The following is an 18,307-nucleotide window of genomic DNA, read 5'->3' on the forward strand; positions in this document are numbered from 1 at the left end:
TCAAACCGCAAGGCGCCGGCACGGCATGATTAGCCCAGGTTCGCGTTCAGGAACTCTTTGAGCTGGCCTTTAGACAGTGCGCCGACTTTTGTCGCGGCCACTTCGCCATTCTTAAACAACAGCAAGGTTGGGATGCCACGGATACCGTACTTAGGTGCGGTAGCAGGGTTTTCATCAATATTCAGTTTAGCAACGGTGAGTTTGCCTTCGAACTCTTCGGCCACTTCGTCAAGAATAGGGGCAATCATTTTGCAAGGGCCACACCATTCTGCCCAGAAGTCAACCAGCGTCAGACCTTCTGCTTTCAGAACGTCGGTTTCAAAGCTGTCATCGGTCAGGTGAACAATTTTATCGCTCATGTTTACTCCAGGAGATTATCTTTACCTTGATGTTGCATTAAGCAGCATCAGGCTGAGTTTATTGTACTGCTTTTATTTCACCGGATAAGCTTTCGTAAAGCAATAGTAAGCTGATATTCTACCACACTATGAGCAAAACACACTTAACCGAACAGAAGTTTTCCGACTTCGCCCTGCACCCTCAGGTTATTGAAGCCCTTGAAACTAAAGGGTTTCATAATTGCACGCCTATCCAGGCGCTGGCATTACCGTTTACGCTCTCCGGGCGTGATGTAGCAGGTCAGGCGCAAACCGGTACCGGGAAAACGATGGCGTTTCTGACGTCAACGTTCCATCATCTTCTTTCTCACCCCGCACCGGAAGGTCGCCAGGTTAACCAACCGCGGGCGCTGATTCTGGCACCAACGCGCGAACTGGCGGTGCAGATTCATGCAGATGCAGAGCCTCTGGCGCAGGTAACCGGACTGAAGCTTGGTCTGGCTTACGGTGGCGATGGCTATGATAAGCAACTGAAAGTGCTCGAAAGCGGCGTCGATGTGTTGATCGGCACCACCGGTCGTTTAATCGATTACGCTAAACAGAATCACGTGAATTTAGGCGCCATCCAGGTGGTGGTACTCGACGAAGCTGATCGCATGTTCGATCTCGGCTTCATTAAAGACATTCGTTGGTTGTTCCGTCGCATGCCTGCCGCCAACCAGCGCCTGAATATGCTGTTCTCTGCAACATTGTCCTTCCGCGTCCGTGAACTGGCGTTTGAGAACATGAACAACGCAGAATACGTTGAAGTCGAACCGGAGCAGAAAACCGGACACCGTATTAAAGAAGAGCTGTTCTACCCTTCCAATGAAGAGAAAATGCGTTTGCTGCAAACGCTACTGGAAGAAGAGTGGCCCGATCGTGCCATCATTTTCGCCAATACCAAGCACCGCTGTGAAGATGTCTGGGGCCACCTGGCAGCAGATGGTCACCGTGTGGGTTTGTTAACTGGCGATGTGGCACAGAAAAAACGTCTGCGTATCCTGGATGATTTCACCAAAGGTGATGTCGACATCCTGGTCGCTACGGATGTCGCTGCACGCGGCCTGCATATCCCTGCAGTGACCCACGTGTTTAACTACGACTTACCCGACGACTGTGAAGACTACGTTCACCGCATTGGTCGTACAGGTCGTGCAGGCGCAAATGGTCACTCTATCAGCCTCGCTTGTGAAGAGTACGCGCTGAACCTGCCGGGTATTGAAGAATATATCGGTCACAGCATTTCGGTCAGCCGCTATAACAGCGATGCGCTGATGAGCGAACTGCCACCACCAAAACGTTTAACACGTAACCGTTCTGGTAATGGCCCGCGCCGTGGTGGAAATAATAACCGCCGCAGTAGCGCACCGCGTAACCCTAACCGCAAACGTTCAGGTTAAGCCGCCATGCTAAGTGCATCATCACTCTATGCTGCGATCGATTTAGGATCGAACAGCTTTCATATGTTGGTGGTGCGCGAAGTGGCTGGCAGCATCCAGACCATTGCCCGCATCAAGCGCAAGGTGCGTCTTGCTGCTGGTCTCGATGCCGATAATCATCTTTCTGATGAGGCGATGGAACGGGGCTGGCAGTGTCTGCGGTTGTTTTCCGAACAGCTGCAGGACATCCCTCCCGAACAAATCCGCGTTGTTGCGACAGCCACGCTGCGTATTGCTTCCAATGCCGGGAGTTTCCTGGTCAAAGCGCAGGAGATCCTCGGTTGCCCGGTCAATGTCATTAGCGGTGAAGATGAAGCACGCCTGATTTATCAAGGTGTGGCGCATACCACGGGTGGCTCGGACAAACGCCTGGTCGTCGACATCGGCGGTGGCAGCACGGAGCTGGTCACCGGCAGAGGTTCACAGACCACGACGCTGTTTAGCCTGTCGATGGGCTGTGTCACCTGGCTTGAACGCTACTTCACCGATCGTCATCTGGGTAAAGACAATTTCGAGCAGGCGGAACAGGCCGCACGCGCCATGATCCGTCCGGTTGCTGACGCTTTACGCACACAGGGCTGGCAGGTCTGCGTGGGTGCGTCCGGCACAGTACAAGCCCTGCAAGAAATTATGATGGCTCAGGGCATGGATGAACGCATCACGCTCAGTAAACTCGAACAACTCAAACAGCGTGCTATTCAGTGCGGCAAGCTGGAAGAGCTGGAGATTGAGGGGCTGACTCTTGAGCGTGCGCTGGTCTTCCCCAGCGGCCTGTCGATTCTGATTGCTATCTTTACCGAACTGAATATCAACAGTATGACGCTGGCCGGTGGCGCGCTGCGTGAAGGTCTGGTGTATGGCATGCTGCATCTGCCGGTGGATCGCGATATCCGCAACCGCACGCTGCACAATATCCAGCGCCGTTTTGCGATTGATCCTGAGCAGGCAGATCGTGTTCGCCAACTGGCAGACAGTTTTGCCCGTCAGGTCAGCCAGGTGTGGAAACTGGATGACCGCAGCCGGGAACTACTGGAAAGCGCCTGCCTGATCCACGAGATTGGTTTGAGTGTCGATTTCCGTCAGGCACCACAGCATGCAGCTTATCTGGTGCGCCACCTTGATTTGCCGGGCTTTACGCCAGCGCAAAAAAAGCTCCTGGCGACACTCCTGCAAAATCAGGTGAACGGCATCGATCTGGCGTTGTTAAGTCAGCAGAATGCGGTGCCGCCACGTGTTGCCGAACGCATGTGCCGTCTGCTGCGATTAGCGATTATTTTCGCCAGCCGCAGGCGTGATGACATGCTGCCCGCCGTTCGTTTGCTGGCGGATGATGACAATCTGACGCTGACATTGCCGACAGGCTGGCTGGAAGCCCATCCTCTGCGGGCAGAACTGCTGGAGCAGGAAGCACACTGGCAGAGCTATGTACACTGGTCATTAGTGCTCATTTGAGATCGGCTACGCCCGGTGATGCGGCGTCAATCCGGGCGCTATTTCTTCGCTTTCGCCAGCTGAGCACGGAGATTCGCCAGGTGGCTCTGGCCTTTCTGCATACGCTCTTCCGCACTGACCACCTTACGCTCGCTTTCCCACTGTAAGTCATCCTGCGGCAGTTCCAGCAGGAAACGGCTGACTTCCGGGCGCACTAGCTCACCATACTGGCGACGTTCACGGCACAGGGTAAAGGTCAGCTCTTTCTGCGCGCGGGTAATCCCCACATAAGCCAGGCGGCGCTCCTCTTCGACGTTGTTCTCGTCGATGCTGCTCTGATGCGGTAATAACCCCTCTTCCATACCGACCAGGAACACGTAAGGGAACTCCAGGCCCTTAGAGGCGTGTAATGTCATCAACTGGACCTGATCGGAATCTTCATCGCTTTCGCCACGCTCCATCATGTCGCGCAGGGTGAAGCGCGTTACCACCTGGGTCAGCGTCATTGCTTCGTCAATATCGCTGCCTTCGAGCATTTCCGTCATCCACTGGAACAAGGTATTGACGTTCTTCATACGCATTTCAGCAGCTTTTTGGCTGGGCGACGTTTCAAACAGCCAGCTTTCGTAATCGATGCCACGGATCAAATCACGCACCGCAGCTACAGGCTCACGTTCGGCCAGTCTGGCGATCTCCTGCAACCAGTGAGTAAAACGCTGTAAGGATTCCAGCCCGCGTCCGTTGAGCGTCTGCTCCAGACCCATATCAAAACTGGCGCTGAACAAACTCTTGTTGCGTTGCGTTGCCCAGTCACCCAGCTTTTGCAGGGTGGTTGAACCGATTTCGCGCCGTGGGGTATTCACAATACGCATAAACGCACTGTCGTCGTCAGCGTTAGTCAGCACGCGTAAATAGGCGAGCAGGTCTTTGATCTCCGGGCGTGAGAAGAATGAAGTGCCGCCTGAGATACGATACGGGATGCGGTTTTGCATCAACATCTTTTCGAACACCCGCGACTGATGGTTACCACGATAGAGAATGGCGTAATCTTTGTAGCCGGTCTTGTTGATGAAGTGATGGGCAATTAACTCCCCGGTCACGCGTTCCGCTTCATGATCTTCATGGTTGGCCGTGATCACTTTTAGCTCGGCCCCATAGCCCAGCTCAGAGAACAGACGCTTTTCAAACACATGCGGGTTATTGGCGATCAAGATATTCGCGGCTTTCAAAATGCGTTCAGAAGAGCGGTAGTTCTGCTCCAGTTTAATCACCTGTAACGCCGGGAAATCCTCCTGCAGCAGAACCAGGTTTTGTGGCCGCGCCCCACGCCAGGAGTAGATAGACTGATCGTCATCCCCCACCACGGTGAAACGTGCCCGGTTACCCACCAGCAGCTTCACCAGCTCATACTGGCTGGTGTTGGTATCCTGGTATTCGTCCACCAGCAAATAGCGTATACGTTGCTGCCAGCGTTCGCGAACCTCCAGATTACGCTGAAACAACAGCGTGGGCAGCAGGATCAGATCGTCGAAGTCCAGCACGTTGCACGACTTAAGATGGCGGTCATACAGCGCATAACAGCGGGCAAAGAGCTTATCACGCTCGGACAGCGCCCCCGCAGCCGCACGCGATGGATCCATCAGATCGTTTTTCCAGTTCGAGATCGTCGAGACCAGCTGTTGCAGCTGGGTTTTATCATTTTCCAGCCACTCTTCCGTCAGATCTTTGAGTAATGCCAGCTGATCCTGATCGTCAAACAGCGAAAATTTGGCTTTCATTCCCAGCGCAGCATACTCGCGTTTGATGATTTCCAGCCCCAGGGTGTGGAAGGTCGAAATCATCAGCCCGCGAGCCTCTTTACGGCCGAGGGTTTGCGCCACTCGCTCTTTCATCTCACGCGATGCTTTATTGGTAAACGTCACTGCAGCGATATGGCGCGCCTGATAGCCGCACTCGCGGATCAAATGGGCAATTTTGTTGGTGATCACGCGTGTTTTGCCCGAACCGGCACCAGCCAGTACCAGGCAAGGCCCGGTAACAAATTCGACGGCGTGTTGCTGACCAGGATTAAGACGCATAGATAAGTCACTCAATGAAATTGCAGAGGGAAGAAAATAACAGCGTGGTAGTATAGCCAGCCAAATCCCTATGACTCAAGGTAACATCATGGCAAAAATGGCAGCAGCACTGCACATTCTGGTAAAAGAAGAGAAACTGGCTCAGGACCTGTTAGCCCAGCTGGCAGAAGGCGCCGATTTTGAGAAGCTGGCGAAGAAGCACTCAACCTGCCCGTCAGGCAAGAAAGGCGGCCATTTAGGTGAGTTTAAACAAGGTGCGATGGTGCCAGCATTCGATAAAGTGGTGTTCTCTTGCCCACTGATCGAGCCACAGGGCCCACTGCATACCCAGTTCGGCTACCACATCATTAAAGTGTTGTACCGTAACTAATGAAAAAAGCGCCTTGCGGCGCTTTTTTTTCGGGCGGATTATGGATCCGCCCCAGGCTTTGGATGATTAACCTGCGACAGCGATACGCTTCATATCCGTCATGTAGCCACGCAGTTTGCGGCCTACAGATTCGATATCGTGGTTGCGGATGGCTTCGTTCACATCACGCAGCTGCGCATTATCAACGGTGGTTGCAGTGTTCACGGCTTTACCCAGATCGCCTGCCTGCAGAGTGGTCATGAACTCTTTCAACAGCGGTACTGCCGCGTAAGAGAACAGGTAGTTACCATATTCTGCGGTATCAGAGATAACCACGTTCATTTCATACAGACGCTTACGTGCGATAGTGTTCGCAATCAGCGGCAGCTCGTGCAGTGATTCGTAGTAAGCAGACTCTTCGATGATGCCAGCAGCAACCATGGTTTCGAATGCCAGCTCAACGCCCGCTTTCACCATGGCAATCATCACAACGCCCTGGTCGAAGTAATCCTGCTCGGCAATTTTACCTTCAAACTGTGCAGCGGTTTCGAAAGCGGTTTTACCGGTCTCTTCACGCCAGCCCAGCAGGTTTTTATCGTCGTTCGCCCAGTCAGCCATCATACCGGAAGAGAACTCACCGGAGATGATGTCATCCATGTGCTTCTGGAACAGCGGCGCCATGATAGTTTTCAGCTGCTCAGACAGGGCGAAAGCACGCAGTTTTGCCGGGTTAGACAGGCGGTCCATCATCAGGGTGATGCCACCCTGCTTCAGCGCTTCGGTGATGGTTTCCCAGCCGAACTGAATCAGTTTTTCTGCATAAGGTGCGTCAGTGCCTTCAGCCACCAGCTTGTCGAAGCACAGCAGTGAACCAGCCTGCAACATACCACACAGGATAGTCTGCTCACCCATCAGGTCAGATTTCACTTCCGCAACAAAAGAAGACTCCAACACGCCCGCACGGTGACCACCGGTCGCCGCGGCCCAGGCTTTAGCAATCGCCATGCCTTCGCCTTTCGGATCGTTTTCCGGGTGAACCGCGATCAGCGTTGGTACGCCGAAACCACGTTTGTACTCTTCACGAACTTCAGTACCCGGGCATTTCGGCGCGACCATCACAACGGTGATGTCTTTACGCACCTGCTCACCCACTTCAACAATGTTGAAGCCATGAGAGTAACCCAGTGCTGCGCCGTCTTTCATCAGCGGCTGAACAGCCTGAACAACAGAGGTGTGCTGTTTGTCCGGCGTCAGGTTAACCACCAGGTCTGCCTGCGGGATCAGTTCTTCGTAAGTGCCCACTTTGAAGCCGTTTTCGGTCGCTTTACGCCATGAAGCACGTTTCTCAGCAATCGCTTCAGCACGCAGAGCATAGGCAATGTCCAGGCCAGAATCGCGCATGTTCAGACCCTGGTTCAGGCCCTGAGCACCACAACCAACGATGACGACTTTTTTGCCTTTCAGGTAGCTGGCTTCATCAGCGAATTCTTCGCGAGCCATAAAGCGGCATTTACCTAATTGCGCCAACTGGTTGCGCAGGTTCAAAGTGTTGAAATAGTTAGCCATGGGGTACTCCGTATGAGGTTGTGTTCGCATTATTGTTTGTTGTCCGGGTAGGTGATTAATTCCTTACCCTGAATAGACCTTATCATATGACAGGAAATGCGTTGCTGAAATTGATATATTAACAACGTGACGTTGCACATTTTGCAACGTGAACCTGAGGCGGGTATTTGATGGATTTGCGCGACCTGAAATTGTTTCTACATCTGGCTGACAGCCGCCATTTTGGGCGCAGTGCGCGGGCGATGCATGTCAGTCCTTCCACGCTCTCACGGCAAATCCAGCGACTGGAAGAAGACCTCGGCCAGACGTTGTTTTTGCGTGATAACCGCACCGTCACCCTGACCGATGCCGGAGAACGTCTCCGTCAGTTTGCCCAACAGACGCTGCTACAGTACCAGCAGATGCGGCACGCGATAGGCCAGAACGGTCCGTCGCTCAGTGGCGAGATGAAAATGTTCTGCTCAGTGACCGCCGCTTACAGCCATCTGCCGCCGATCCTCGATCGCTTTCGTGCCGAACATCCGCTGGTCGAAATTAAACTCACCACCGGTGATGCGGCCGATGCGGTGGAAAAAGTACAGTCTAACGAAGTGGATATCGCCATCGCCGGGCGGCCGGAAACGCTGCCCACCAGCATTGGCTTTACCCCGTTGGGATTAATTCCGCTGGTGTTAATCGCCCCGGCGCTGCCGTGCCCGGTGCGGACTCAGGCCACGCAGCCGCAGCCCGACTGGGCGCAAATTCCGTTTATCCTGCCCGCTCAGGGCCCTTCGCGGCGGCGTATTGATCTCTGGTTCCGTCACCGTCATATCGCCAATCCGCAGATTTATGCGACGGTTTCCGGCCATGAGGCGATTGTGTCAATGGTGGCGCTGGGCTGTGGCATTGCTTTGCTACCGGATGTGGTGCTGGAGAACAGCCCGGAACCGATACGCAACCGCATTCTGGAGCTGGAAGATGTGGAGATGGTGGCACCGTTTGAGCTGGGCGTTTGCGTACAAAAAAAGCGGCTCACTGAGCCGCTTATTGATGCTTTCTGGAAACTGCTTTAACCGGCAAGGAAGAAGCGGAAAGCCGGGTTATGCGTTTCATCATGGAAATCATAACCCAGTGCCGCCAGATGCTCTTCAAACTTAGGTTCACTGTCACTCAGCTCAAACGCCGCCAGCACGCGGCCATAATCGGTGCCGTGGCTACGATAATGGAACAGCGAGATATTCCAGTGGGTACCCAGTGTTTGCAGAAAACGCAGCAGCGCACCCGGTGCTTCCGGGAATTCAAAGCTGAATAGCTTTTCACGTAATGGCTTCGACGGACGCCCGCCCACCATGTAACGCACATGCAGCTTCGCCATCTCGTCGTCGGAGAGATCCACCACCTTGTAACCGCCTTCTGACAGCAACGCCAGAATCTCCTCACGCTCGGACAGCCCGCGCGTCAGTCGTACACCGACGAAAATACAGGCATCGTCTGCGTTGGCGTAACGGTAGTTGAACTCGGTGACCGAGCGGCCACCCAGCAACTGACAGAAACGCAGGAAACTGCCCTGTTGCTCCGGGATCGTCACCGCCAGCAGCGCTTCGCGCTGTTCTCCCAGTTCGCAGCGCTCTGAAACATAGCGCAAACCGTGGAAGTTAACGTTAGCACCGGACAGCACATGCGCCAGACGCTCACCCTGGATCTGGTGCTGCTGGATATACTTCTTCATGCCAGCCAGTGCCAGTGCGCCCGAAGGCTCCGCCACCGCACGCACATCGTCAAACAGGTCTTTCATCGCGGCACAGATCGCATCGCTGTCGACGGTGATGATGTCGTCAAGATACTCCTGGCAAAGACGGAAAGTTTCGCTGCCGATCCGCTTCACTGCCACCCCTTCAGCAAACAGCCCGACGCGTGGCAGATCAACCGGATGCCCGGCATCCAGCGCAGCTTTCAGGCAGGCCGAATCAGCCGCTTCCACCGCAATCACTTTGATTTGTGGCATCAACTGTTTGATCAACACGGCAACACCCGCCGCCAGACCGCCGCCGCCGACCGGCACGAACACACGATCCAGATGTGCATCCTGTTGCAGCAGTTCCATCGCCAGCGTGCCCTGCCCGGCGATCACCATCGGATGGTCGAACGGCGGCACAAAGGTATAGCCCTGCTGCTCAGACAGCTCAATGGCTTTGGCTTTGGCCTCATCAAAATTGGCCCCAAACAGATAAACCTCACCGCCAAACGCCCGCACAGCATCTATTTTGATATCCGCTGTCGCCACCGGCATCACAATCAGGGATTTAATTCCCAGCTTGGTGGATGACAGCGCCACGCCCTGGGCGTGGTTACCGGCTGATGCTGTAATGACACCACAGGCTTTCTGTTCTGCGTTTAGCCCGGCAATCATCGTATAGGCGCCACGCAGCTTGAAACTGTGAACCGGCTGGCGATCTTCGCGTTTCACCAGAATCGTATTACCGAGACGCGCAGAGATCTTCTCCATCTTCTGCAAAGGCGTTACCTGTGCAGCTTCGTACACCGGCGCACGCAGTACGGCACGCAGATACTCTGCGCCACTGGGCTGGTCGGATAGCGGTTGAGATTCAGCCATGTTTGTTAGCCTCCCAGCTTACTCTTATCACGGACGGCGCCTTTATCGGCACTGGTTGCCAACGTGGCATAAGCACGCAGCGCGAAGGAAACCTGACGCACACGACCGTGTGGCGTCCAGGCCTCATCGCCACGCGCTTCTTCTGCACGGCGACGAGCATCAAGCTCCTCATCAGAGATCGCCAGCTGAATACCGCGGTTGGGAATATCGATGTTGATGGTATCGCCATCCTGCACCAGCGCAATAACGCCGCCACTGGCCGCTTCTGGTGAAGCATGGCCGATAGAAAGACCGGATGTACCACCAGAGAAACGACCATCGGTGATCAGCGCACAGGCTTTACCGAGGCCCATTGATTTCAGGTAGGTGGTTGGATAAAGCATTTCCTGCATACCCGGACCGCCTTTTGGCCCTTCGTAGCGGATCACGACAACGTCACCCGCAACCACTTTACCGCCGAGAATGGCAGAAACAGCATCATCCTGGCTTTCATACACTTTTGCCGGGCCGCTAAAGACCAGACTGCCTTCATCAACGCCCGCCGTTTTTACAATACAGCCATTTTCAGCGATGTTGCCGTACAGTACGGCCAGACCACCATCCTGACTGAAGGCGAATTCGCGTGAACGAATACACCCTTCCTGGCGATCGTCATCTAACGTGTCCCAGCGCGTGTCCTGCGAGAACGCCTGTGTGGTTCGAATGCCTGCCGGACCAGCGCGGAACATCTTCTTCACGGCTTCATCTTTGGTCAGCATGATATCGTACTGATCCAGCGTTTCACGCAGGCTCAGGCCGAGGATATTACGCACGCTGTTGTCCAGCAGGTTGGCACGGTCCAGCTCACCGAGGATGCCGAGTACGCCACCCGCACGGTGCACATCTTCCATATGGTATTTCTGGGTGCTGGGTGCCACTTTGCACAGGTGCGGAACCAGGCGGGACAGACGGTCGATATCTGAGATGTCGAAATCGATTTCGCCTTCCTGCGCGGCAGCCAGCAGGTGCAGAACGGTGTTAGTGGAACCGCCCATGGCGATATCGAGCGTAATGGCGTTTTCAAATGCCGCTTTGCTGGCGATGCTGCGCGGCAATGCGGTTTCATCATCCTGCTCGTAGTAACGCTTGGTCAGAGCAACGATGCGACGACCGGCATTCAGGAACAATTCTTTACGGTCAGCGTGCGTTGCCAGCAGCGAGCCGTTGCCCGGCTGTGACAGACCCAGCGCTTCGGTCAGACAGTTCATTGAGTTTGCCGTGAACATACCGGAGCAGGAGCCGCAGGTCGGACAGGCCGATCGCTCAATCTGGTCGCTCTCTGCATCGCTGACGTTCGGATTGGCGCCCTGGATCATCGCATCAACGAGGTCGAGCTTGATGATTTTATCAGACAGCTTGGTTTTACCGGCTTCCATTGGGCCGCCGGAAACAAAGATCACTGGAATGTTCAGGCGCAGTGAGGCCATCAACATGCCTGGGGTGATTTTGTCGCAGTTGGAGATACACACCATGGCATCGGCACAGTGCGCATTAACCATGTATTCCACGGAGTCAGCAATCAACTCACGTGACGGCAGAGAATAGAGCATCCCGCCGTGGCCCATAGCGATACCATCATCCACCGCAATGGTATTGAACTCTTTCGCCACGCCGCCAGAGGCTTCGATCTCTTCAGCAACCAGTTTCCCCAAATCGCGCAAGTGAACGTGACCCGGCACGAATTGCGTGAAGGAGTTAACCACCGCAATAATCGGCTTGCCGAAATCATCATCGGTCATTCCTGTGGCGCGCCACAGGGCACGGGCACCGGCCATATTACGGCCGTGGGTGGTGGTAGCGGAACGATACTTAGGCATGCTCTTTACTCCAGAAATCAGATAGTGCGCGGGCATCAACTGATGCCCGCGAAAAGGAATGTTTTGTTATGGGTTAACCGGATCCAACCAGCCCCATTTGTCTTCCGTTTGACCAGTGAACAGACCAAAGAATGCAGACTGAATACGCTCGGTTACCGGGCCACGCTTGCCTTCGCCAACCTGAATACCGTCGACGCTGCGTACCGGGGTGATTTCCGCTGCTGTGCCTGACATGAACACTTCATCAGCCAGATACAGAGATTCGCGAGACAGCACCTGCTCACGGACTTCAATACCCATATCCTGCGCCAGTTTGATGATGGCGTCACGAGTAATCCCTGGCAGAGCAGAAGAGGTGAACGGCGGCGTGAACAGGATCCCGTCTTTAACTTCAAACAGGTTCTCGCCCGCACCTTCAGAGATGTAACCCTGAGTATCCAGCGCGATGCCTTCCTGGTAACCGTGGCGGCGTGCTTCACTACCGACCAGCAGAGAGGACAGGTAGTTACCACCGGCTTTCGCTGCGGTTGGCAGGGTGTTAGGGGCGACGCGGTTCCATGAGGACACCATCGCATCAATGCCCTGCTCCAGCGCTTCAGCACCCAGGTAGGCGCCCCACGGGAAGGCCGCAATGATGATATCCGTTTCGTAGCCGTCCGGCGGGTTAACCCCCAGACCAACGTCACCCACAAAGACTAATGGACGGATATAAGCGCTTTTCAGGTTGTTCTTGCGCAGCGTGGCGCGGCAGGCTTCCATCAGTTCATCAACACTCAGGCTGACCGGGAAACGGTAGATTTTTGCAGAATCACGCAGGCGCTGCATATGTTCACGATGGCGGAAGACTACTGGTCCTTTGTGCGAGTCATAGCAGCGTACGCCTTCAAATACTGAAGTACCGTAGTGCAGTGCATGGGACATCACGCTGACCTTTGCGTCTTCCCATTTGACCATCTCGCCGTTGAACCAGATAAAGTCTGCTTTCTTCGTCATTCTTGTTTCCTTGCGCGCTTATGCGCGGATTTGTTGTGTTGTTTGTTGTTGAACCTGAACGCATGCAACGTCCATCAATTTACTTAACTGCGTTGACAGTAAATCGACAGAGCGCTGGCTGGCAACGGTCATTTCAATATTAATATTGTCAGTATTGACCAGCGACGCCATGTTCATCGAGCACACCTGGAAGCCACGGTGGCGAACGACGCGCAAAATGCGTTCCAGTATTTCCGGGCGAAAGCGTGCTTCTATAGACAATTGATGCTGCTTCATGAAGTCTTCTCCATCATATTTTCGTTGCTGGCACCCGGTGGTACCAGAGGCCAGACGTTCTCATGCTCATCAATCGCGACGTGGAGCATGTATGGCCCTTCACTGTGCAGCAAAGCGTCTAATGCAGCGTCGACCTGATCTTTACGGGTAATACGCTGGCCGGGAATGCCAAAAGCACTGGCCAGGACGAGAAAGTCGGGGTTATCTGAGAGATTTGTTTCACTGTAGCGCTCTTCGAAGAACAACTGCTGCCACTGGCGTACCATCCCCAGGCGCTGGTTATCCATCAAAACGATTTTTACCGGCAGCTGTTTACGCTTAACCGTGCCCAGCTCCTGGACATTCATCATAAAGGAGCCATCGCCGGAGACGCAGATCACGGTGTCATCCGGGCGGGCAACCTGCGCACCCACGGCGGCAGGCAGGCCGAAGCCCATTGTGCCCAGACCGCTGGAGGTGATGAAATTTTCCGGGCGGTTGAAACTCATATGTTGGGCAGCCCACATCTGATGCTGGCCCACATCGGTGGTTACTACCGCACTTTGCGGTTTACGGTCTGATAACTGTTTTAAAAACAGCGGGGCAAAAATAGCGTCGCCAGGGTGATCATAGCGCCAGCCCTGATCGGCCTTCAGCGTTTTGACCTCTTCGCGCCAGGCATCGATAGCCACGGGCTGGTACAAATCGGGTAACAGCTTGTTAAGATCGCCCTGTAATCCGACATGCGCACGACGCAGTTTATGCAGCTCAGCCGGATCGATATCCAGATGGATCACGCTAGCATGCGGGGCGAAGGTGTCGAGCTTACCGGTCACGCGATCATCAAAACGCGCCCCCACGGCGATCAACAGATCGCATCGCTGTACCGCCAGATTGGCCGCTTTAGTCCCGTGCATGCCCAGCATGCCAAGGTAGCACTCATCATCGGCATCAGGTGCGCCCAGACCTTTCAGCGTCGCAACGGTAGGAATTCCCGTCTCTTTCGCAAAAGCACGTAACGCGTGTACGGCATCAGCCATACCGACACCGCCGCCAACATACAGAATCGGCTTACTCGACTGCGCCAGCAGGTTACGTGCCTGCTGCAGTTCCGCATGAGGATGCGCCATTTCCTGTTCAACCGGCAGCAGATGAGCGGTCAGATCGCCGCTGGCTAACTGGATATCCTTAGGAATATCAACCAGCACCGGACCGGGTCGACCCGATTTCGCAATGGCAAAGGCTTCAGCCATCACGACAGGCAGTTCATCAAGGGATTCAACGAGGAAACTGTGTTTGGTGCAAGCCAGCGACAGACCGAGAACGTCAATCTCCTGGAAAGCATCCGTCCCCATCACGGCAGAAGAGACCTGGCCCGTGATGGCGACGATAGGAACGGAGTCCAGCATAGCATCTGCCAACCCGGTGATCAGGTTGGTGGCACCCGGCCCGGACGTCGCAATACAGACGCCAACTTTACCTGTTGCTCGTGCAAAGCCGATAGCGGCCATAGCTGCACCCTGCTCATGGCGGCACAGTAGATGTTCGACACCGCCGTCATAGAGCGCGTCATAGACCGGCATGATTGCACCACCCGGATAGCCGAAAACTGTTTCGACTCCCTGTGCACGCAAAGCTTGAACCACCCACTGAGCACCATTCATAGTTATTCCCCCGCCTCTCGCTGGGAACAACAGCATTTTATGCTACTGTTCATATTCTGTTCCTCTGTCGTTGATACCTTGCCAAAAAAAAACCCCCGGACCTTTCGGTGCGGGGGTTCTTTCGAAATTAGGCTTGATTTTTAAGCCTTTCTTTCTCCGAGCGTAGCCCCGCACGGCGTGATAATAATCACGACGACGCTAATGACGACTAGGCTAATGACTCGTAGAAGGGCTTTCATTTGGATTCTTTTAATTCGCTTGTTCGAAGTAATGCCTACAGAGTTATCACAGTTATCTTCATTAATTCAACTTTTTTCATCATTTTATTTTATGACGGCTGACGCAAATTCAGAAAAAACTATTGTTTTTCAGTCAATAAGGAAAAATTGATTTTTTTTCATCACTCACGGCGCGTGACTGCTTTATTTCCACATAGTGAGAATGTGTGGTGGCTCGCACGAAGATGTCATCCGTAGTCGACCCGATGAAATTCATTACGGCGCCGCTTACAAATTCCCGATCTCATCCTCGTAAGAGGAAAATCGACAGTACACTGTAGTGAATACAAGGAGTGTTTATGTCGCTATCTGTTGCAAATACCCGTGCCGCATTGGGCATTCAGGCGCCGCTGGTGTCTGTTGAAGTCCACCTGAGTAATGGATTACCCGCTTTGTCGCTGGTCGGTCTGCCCGAAACGACTGTCAAAGAAGCCCGCGACCGCGTGCGCAGCGCCATCATCAACAGCGGTTTCACCTTTCCGGCAAAACGCATTACTGTCAACCTTGCCCCCGCCGATCTTCCGAAAGAAGGTGGCAGGTATGACTTACCCATCGCTATAGCTATTCTGGCAGCTTCAGAGCAGATTCCTGCAGCGAAACTTACCGGGTATGAATTCCTCGGTGAGTTAGCCCTTAACGGCGCGCTACGTGGCGTACAGGGCGCAATTCCTGCGGCCGTTGCAGCACTCGATGCAGGAAGACAGCTAATCCTCTCAGCGGATAACCAAAGTGATGTTGGTCTGATCCAACACGGGAAGAGTTTAATCGCCAGCCATCTTCTTGAGGTCTGTGCTTTCCTGCATGGCAGAACGCAGTTGGAAGAAGCCCAGAGCCATGAGCAGGGTTGCATGCCGCACGTTACAGGAGACTTAAACGAGATTATCGGCCAGCAGCAGGCAAAGCGTGCACTGGAGGTCACCGCGGCCGGTGGACATAATCTGCTATTAATCGGCCCACCTGGCACAGGGAAGACGATGCTGGCATCGCGATTAAATGGTCTGATGCCGCCTCTAAGCGATCGTGAGGCCCTGGAGAGTGCCAGCGTAGCCAGTCTGCTAGGCAGTGGCGATCTCCACCGTCAGTGGCGCCAGAGGCCGTTCCGTTCCCCTCACCACAGTTCATCTCTGTATGCACTTGTCGGTGGAGGGTCGCTGCCCAAGCCTGGTGAAATTTCCCTTGCCCACAACGGCATACTGTTTCTTGATGAGCTACCGGAGTTTGAACGCCGTGCGTTGGATGCACTACGTGAGCCGCTTGAGTCGGGGGAGATCAGTATTTCGCGTGCGCGTGCCAAAATCACCTATCCGGCACGCTTTCAGCTGATCGCCGCAATGAACCCCAGCCCAACCGGGCATTATAGTGGCCCGCATAATCGCAGTTCACCTCAGCAGACATTGCGCTATCTCAGCCGTCTGTCTGGCCCTTTCCTCGACCGCTTCGATCTCTCTCTTGAAGTGCCATTACTGCCACCGGGTATGCTAAGTGCGCAGCAGGGTGGCGGAGAATCCAGCCAGCAGGTACGTGAGCGTGTGCTTGTTGCACGGGAACGCCAGATCAATCGCTGCGGAAAAGTGAATGCGGTAATGAACAACCACGATATCAAGGCATGCTGTACACTTACGCCTGAGGATGCTCAATGGCTGGAGCAAGTGCTGAACCAATTGGGACTGTCAGTGCGGGCATGGCAACGCCTGCTGAAAGTGGCACGTACGATTGCCGATCTGGCGGGGGAGAACGAGGTTAACAGGGAGCATTTAACGGAAGCTGTCAGTTACCGAGGGATCGACCGCCTGCTGATTCATCTGCATAACAGCCTGCAATAGCGTAAATGAAAAAGGGGCCGAAGCCCCTTTTTCTTAATCGTCACTATCCGTGTAGTCTTCAACGCCTTCCATCTGCGGTTTGCCGCCGGAAAGGGTATGGAAACGTTTAGGACGTTTAATTCGGGTCATATATTTTGACCAGACTTTTTCTGCCTCGGTTTGCGGCTCACGCACGCCCCGGCACACCTCAATGAACAGACGCTCTTCTTCCGTACCTGGCTCACGTTTTGCCAGGTCCAGCTCGTTGAAAGCGTAACCATAACGCTCAAGAAGTTGGGCTTCTTTGATGGTGAAATCACCGTGACGGGAGAACCCGCGAGGGTAATGTTTGTTATCAAAAAAACGATTCGTTGTTGCGAAGCTTTCCGCCATTTTACACGCTCCTAACTCATTTATGGCCGTGCTATTTATGGCGCGGAGTATTAGATAGGCTTGACAGAGTGTAAAACAAAACATTTAAATCATAACGACAAATGTTTTTTAGGAGATGGATGTGGATACGGAATTACTGAAAACCTTTCTTGAAGTGAGCAGAACTCGCCACTTTGGACGTGCCGCGGAAGCACTCTATCTCACGCAATCTGCTGTAAGTTTTCGCATCAGACAGCTTGAAAATCAGCTGGGAGTGAACCTGTTTACCCGCCATCGTAATAACATCAGGCTGACGTCTGCAGGGGAACGTTTGCTGCCCTATGCAGAGAGTCTGATGAGCACATGGCTGATGGCTAAGAAAGAGGTAGCGCACACTCAGCAACATCACGAGCTGTCGATCGGGGCCAGTGCTTCTCTGTGGGAGGCTTATCTGACTCCGTGGCTGCAAACGCTGTATGAGACCCGTGAAAGCTTACATCTGGAAGCGCGTGTTGCGCAGCGTCATTTGCTGGTTAAACAGCTACATGAGAGGCAACTTGACCTGCTGATTACAACCGAAGCCCCCAAAATGGATGAATTGACCAGTCAGCAAATTGGTCATATTTCACTGACTCTTTTCCGGTCGAGAAAGTCCGAGAAAAAGGAGAAATATGATTATATTAAGTTGGAATGGGGTGCTGATTTTCATCAACATGAAAGTTATCTTGCAGGCGCTGATGATGTTCCGGTACTGACGACAACCTCAGCACATTTAGCCAGGCAACTGCTGCATACAACTGGTGCCTGTGCATTTTTACCGGATGTGTGGGGTAAAGAGTACAGCGATCTGCTGGTGATCCCTGATACCGCCGTAGCGTCCAGACCGCTGTATGCGGTATGGCTGCAAAACAGCGATCAGCAAGCATACATCCGGCAACTCATTAAATCCCCGGTGAATATAAGAGCATAACTGGTATAAATAACCATCAAACAGGGCCAGCTTGCTGGTCCTTTTTGATGCTTTTAGGATGACTACAGGAATAAGATGGCAGGAATTTTAGACAAAAAAAATCCTTTGCCGAAGCAAAGGATTGTTTTTATTTGGCAGGGGCGGAGAGATTCGAACTCGCGACACCCGGTTTTGGAGACCGGTGCTCTACCAACTGAGCTACGCCCCTAAATTATGCTTAACATTATGCCTGCTAAAGTTAGCAGGCATAATTTTTAATAAGTGGCGGAACGGACGGGGCT

At 53.7% G+C, this 18,307-nt stretch carries 16 protein-coding genes and 1 tRNA gene; 6 read left to right on the top strand and 11 right to left on the bottom strand.

All coding sequences use genetic code 11. The features are described from left to right. Window positions 1-29: 29 nt before the first annotated feature. A complete protein-coding gene (gene trxA / locus ACFL9S_RS14180; protein WP_405262535.1) occupies window positions 30-359 on the bottom strand; it encodes a thioredoxin TrxA in 330 nt (109 codons plus the stop codon). Window positions 360-487: 128 nt separating this feature from the next. On the opposite strand from trxA, the gene rhlB reads away from it, so the two are divergent. Both rhlB and gppA read left to right on the top strand, forming a co-directional pair. Then, window positions 488-1,780 (top strand): ATP-dependent RNA helicase RhlB, encoded by a 1,293-nt coding sequence (rhlB, locus tag ACFL9S_RS14185; RefSeq protein WP_405262536.1) that lies wholly within the window; start codon window positions 488-490, stop codon window positions 1,778-1,780. A gap of 6 nt (window positions 1,781-1,786) precedes the next feature. Continuing rightward, the gene (gppA, locus tag ACFL9S_RS14190) at window positions 1,787-3,271 is read left to right on the top strand and encodes a guanosine-5'-triphosphate,3'-diphosphate diphosphatase (protein ID WP_405262538.1); all 1,485 of its coding nucleotides are present in this window, start codon (window positions 1,787-1,789) and stop codon (window positions 3,269-3,271) included. A 38-nt stretch (window positions 3,272-3,309) separates the two neighbouring features. Here the strand turns inward: gppA and rep are convergent, their stop codons facing one another. Then, entirely contained in the window at window positions 3,310-5,328 is a 2,019-nt protein-coding gene (gene rep / locus ACFL9S_RS14195; RefSeq protein WP_405262539.1) for a DNA helicase Rep, read from the bottom strand. An 88-nt stretch (window positions 5,329-5,416) separates the two neighbouring features. On the opposite strand from rep, the gene ppiC reads away from it, so the two are divergent. Continuing rightward, window positions 5,417-5,698, top strand: coding sequence for a peptidylprolyl isomerase PpiC (gene ppiC / locus ACFL9S_RS14200; RefSeq protein WP_133846875.1), 282 nt, complete (start codon window positions 5,417-5,419; stop codon window positions 5,696-5,698). A gap of 66 nt (window positions 5,699-5,764) precedes the next feature. On the opposite strand, the gene ilvC is transcribed toward ppiC, so the two are convergent. After that, the gene (gene ilvC / locus ACFL9S_RS14205) at window positions 5,765-7,243 is read right to left on the bottom strand and encodes a ketol-acid reductoisomerase (RefSeq protein ID WP_405262541.1); all 1,479 of its coding nucleotides are present in this window, start codon (window positions 7,241-7,243) and stop codon (window positions 5,765-5,767) included. A gap of 170 nt (window positions 7,244-7,413) precedes the next feature. Between ilvC and ilvY the strand changes: the two genes are divergently transcribed. Further along, window positions 7,414-8,295, top strand: coding sequence for an HTH-type transcriptional activator IlvY (gene ilvY, locus ACFL9S_RS14210; protein WP_405262542.1), 882 nt, complete (start codon window positions 7,414-7,416; stop codon window positions 8,293-8,295). On the opposite strand, the gene ilvA is transcribed toward ilvY, so the two are convergent. The 6 genes from ilvA to ilvL form a co-directional block, all read right to left on the bottom strand. Beyond that, window positions 8,292-9,836 (bottom strand): threonine ammonia-lyase, biosynthetic, encoded by a 1,545-nt coding sequence (gene ilvA, locus ACFL9S_RS14215; protein WP_405262543.1) that lies wholly within the window; start codon window positions 9,834-9,836, stop codon window positions 8,292-8,294. The genes ilvY and ilvA overlap by 4 nt on opposite strands. A 5-nt stretch (window positions 9,837-9,841) precedes the next feature. Beyond that, a complete protein-coding gene (gene ilvD / locus ACFL9S_RS14220) occupies window positions 9,842-11,692 on the bottom strand; it encodes a dihydroxy-acid dehydratase (RefSeq protein ID WP_405262544.1) in 1,851 nt (616 codons plus the stop codon). 66 nt (window positions 11,693-11,758) lie between these two features. Continuing rightward, window positions 11,759-12,685, bottom strand: coding sequence for a branched-chain amino acid transaminase (locus ACFL9S_RS14225; RefSeq protein ID WP_405262545.1), 927 nt, complete (start codon window positions 12,683-12,685; stop codon window positions 11,759-11,761). 18 nt (window positions 12,686-12,703) lie between these two features. Continuing rightward, complete coding sequence (ilvM, locus tag ACFL9S_RS14230) at window positions 12,704-12,961, bottom strand: acetolactate synthase 2 small subunit (RefSeq protein ID WP_405262546.1); 258 nt, start codon at window positions 12,959-12,961, stop codon at window positions 12,704-12,706. Continuing rightward, window positions 12,958-14,604 carry an acetolactate synthase 2 catalytic subunit gene (ilvG, locus tag ACFL9S_RS14235; protein WP_405262547.1) on the bottom strand — a complete coding sequence of 549 codons (1,647 nt, stop codon included), beginning with the start codon at window positions 14,602-14,604 and terminating at the stop codon, window positions 12,958-12,960. Before ilvG ends, ilvM begins: the two co-directional genes overlap by 4 nt. 140 nt (window positions 14,605-14,744) lie before the next feature. Next, complete coding sequence (gene ilvL / locus ACFL9S_RS14240; RefSeq protein WP_105595116.1) at window positions 14,745-14,843, bottom strand: ilv operon leader peptide; 99 nt, start codon at window positions 14,841-14,843, stop codon at window positions 14,745-14,747. A 338-nt stretch (window positions 14,844-15,181) separates the two neighbouring features. Here ilvL and ACFL9S_RS14245 point away from each other — a divergent pair, with 338 nt between their 5' ends. Next, window positions 15,182-16,705 (top strand): YifB family Mg chelatase-like AAA ATPase, encoded by a 1,524-nt coding sequence (locus ACFL9S_RS14245; protein WP_405262548.1) that lies wholly within the window; start codon window positions 15,182-15,184, stop codon window positions 16,703-16,705. Window positions 16,706-16,738: 33 nt separating this feature from the next. Here ACFL9S_RS14245 and ACFL9S_RS14250 read toward each other — a convergent pair whose 3' ends face one another. Beyond that, on the bottom strand, window positions 16,739-17,077 hold the full coding sequence (locus ACFL9S_RS14250; protein WP_062749119.1) for a DUF413 domain-containing protein: 339 nt from the start codon (window positions 17,075-17,077) through the stop codon (window positions 16,739-16,741). A 121-nt stretch (window positions 17,078-17,198) separates the two neighbouring features. Here ACFL9S_RS14250 and hdfR point away from each other — a divergent pair, with 121 nt between their 5' ends. Next, on the top strand, window positions 17,199-18,026 hold the full coding sequence (gene hdfR / locus ACFL9S_RS14255) for an HTH-type transcriptional regulator HdfR (RefSeq protein ID WP_405262549.1): 828 nt from the start codon (window positions 17,199-17,201) through the stop codon (window positions 18,024-18,026). A gap of 132 nt (window positions 18,027-18,158) precedes the next feature. Here hdfR and ACFL9S_RS14260 read toward each other — a convergent pair. Beyond that, window positions 18,159-18,234: transfer RNA gene (locus ACFL9S_RS14260), tRNA-Trp, on the bottom strand. Window positions 18,235-18,307: the final 73 nt, after the last annotated feature.

The organism is Erwinia sp. AnSW2-5, from assembly GCF_045107195.1.
Classification (GTDB): domain Bacteria; phylum Pseudomonadota; class Gammaproteobacteria; order Enterobacterales; family Enterobacteriaceae; genus Erwinia.

Bases quoted from the DNA above. Each gene is read 5' to 3' on its own strand.
- trxA (WP_405262535.1), bottom strand. From the start codon at position 359: ATGAGCGATAAAATTGTTCACCTGACCGATGACAGCTTTGAAACCGAC.
- rhlB (WP_405262536.1), top strand. From the start codon at position 488: ATGAGCAAAACACACTTAACCGAACAGAAGTTTTCCGACTTCGCCCTG.
- gppA (WP_405262538.1), top strand. From the start codon at position 1,787: ATGCTAAGTGCATCATCACTCTATGCTGCGATCGATTTAGGATCGAAC.
- rep (WP_405262539.1), bottom strand. From the start codon at position 5,328: ATGCGTCTTAATCCTGGTCAGCAACACGCCGTCGAATTTGTTACCGGG.
- ppiC (WP_133846875.1), top strand. From the start codon at position 5,417: ATGGCAAAAATGGCAGCAGCACTGCACATTCTGGTAAAAGAAGAGAAA.
- ilvC (WP_405262541.1), bottom strand. From the start codon at position 7,243: ATGGCTAACTATTTCAACACTTTGAACCTGCGCAACCAGTTGGCGCAA.
- ilvY (WP_405262542.1), top strand. From the start codon at position 7,414: ATGGATTTGCGCGACCTGAAATTGTTTCTACATCTGGCTGACAGCCGC.
- ilvA (WP_405262543.1), bottom strand. From the start codon at position 9,836: ATGGCTGAATCTCAACCGCTATCCGACCAGCCCAGTGGCGCAGAGTAT.
- ilvD (WP_405262544.1), bottom strand. From the start codon at position 11,692: ATGCCTAAGTATCGTTCCGCTACCACCACCCACGGCCGTAATATGGCC.
- ACFL9S_RS14225 (WP_405262545.1), bottom strand. From the start codon at position 12,685: ATGACGAAGAAAGCAGACTTTATCTGGTTCAACGGCGAGATGGTCAAA.
- ilvM (WP_405262546.1), bottom strand. From the start codon at position 12,961: ATGAAGCAGCATCAATTGTCTATAGAAGCACGCTTTCGCCCGGAAATA.
- ilvG (WP_405262547.1), bottom strand. From the start codon at position 14,604: ATGAATGGTGCTCAGTGGGTGGTTCAAGCTTTGCGTGCACAGGGAGTC.
- ilvL (WP_105595116.1), bottom strand. From the start codon at position 14,843: ATGAAAGCCCTTCTACGAGTCATTAGCCTAGTCGTCATTAGCGTCGTC.
- ACFL9S_RS14245 (WP_405262548.1), top strand. From the start codon at position 15,182: ATGTCGCTATCTGTTGCAAATACCCGTGCCGCATTGGGCATTCAGGCG.
- ACFL9S_RS14250 (WP_062749119.1), bottom strand. From the start codon at position 17,077: ATGGCGGAAAGCTTCGCAACAACGAATCGTTTTTTTGATAACAAACAT.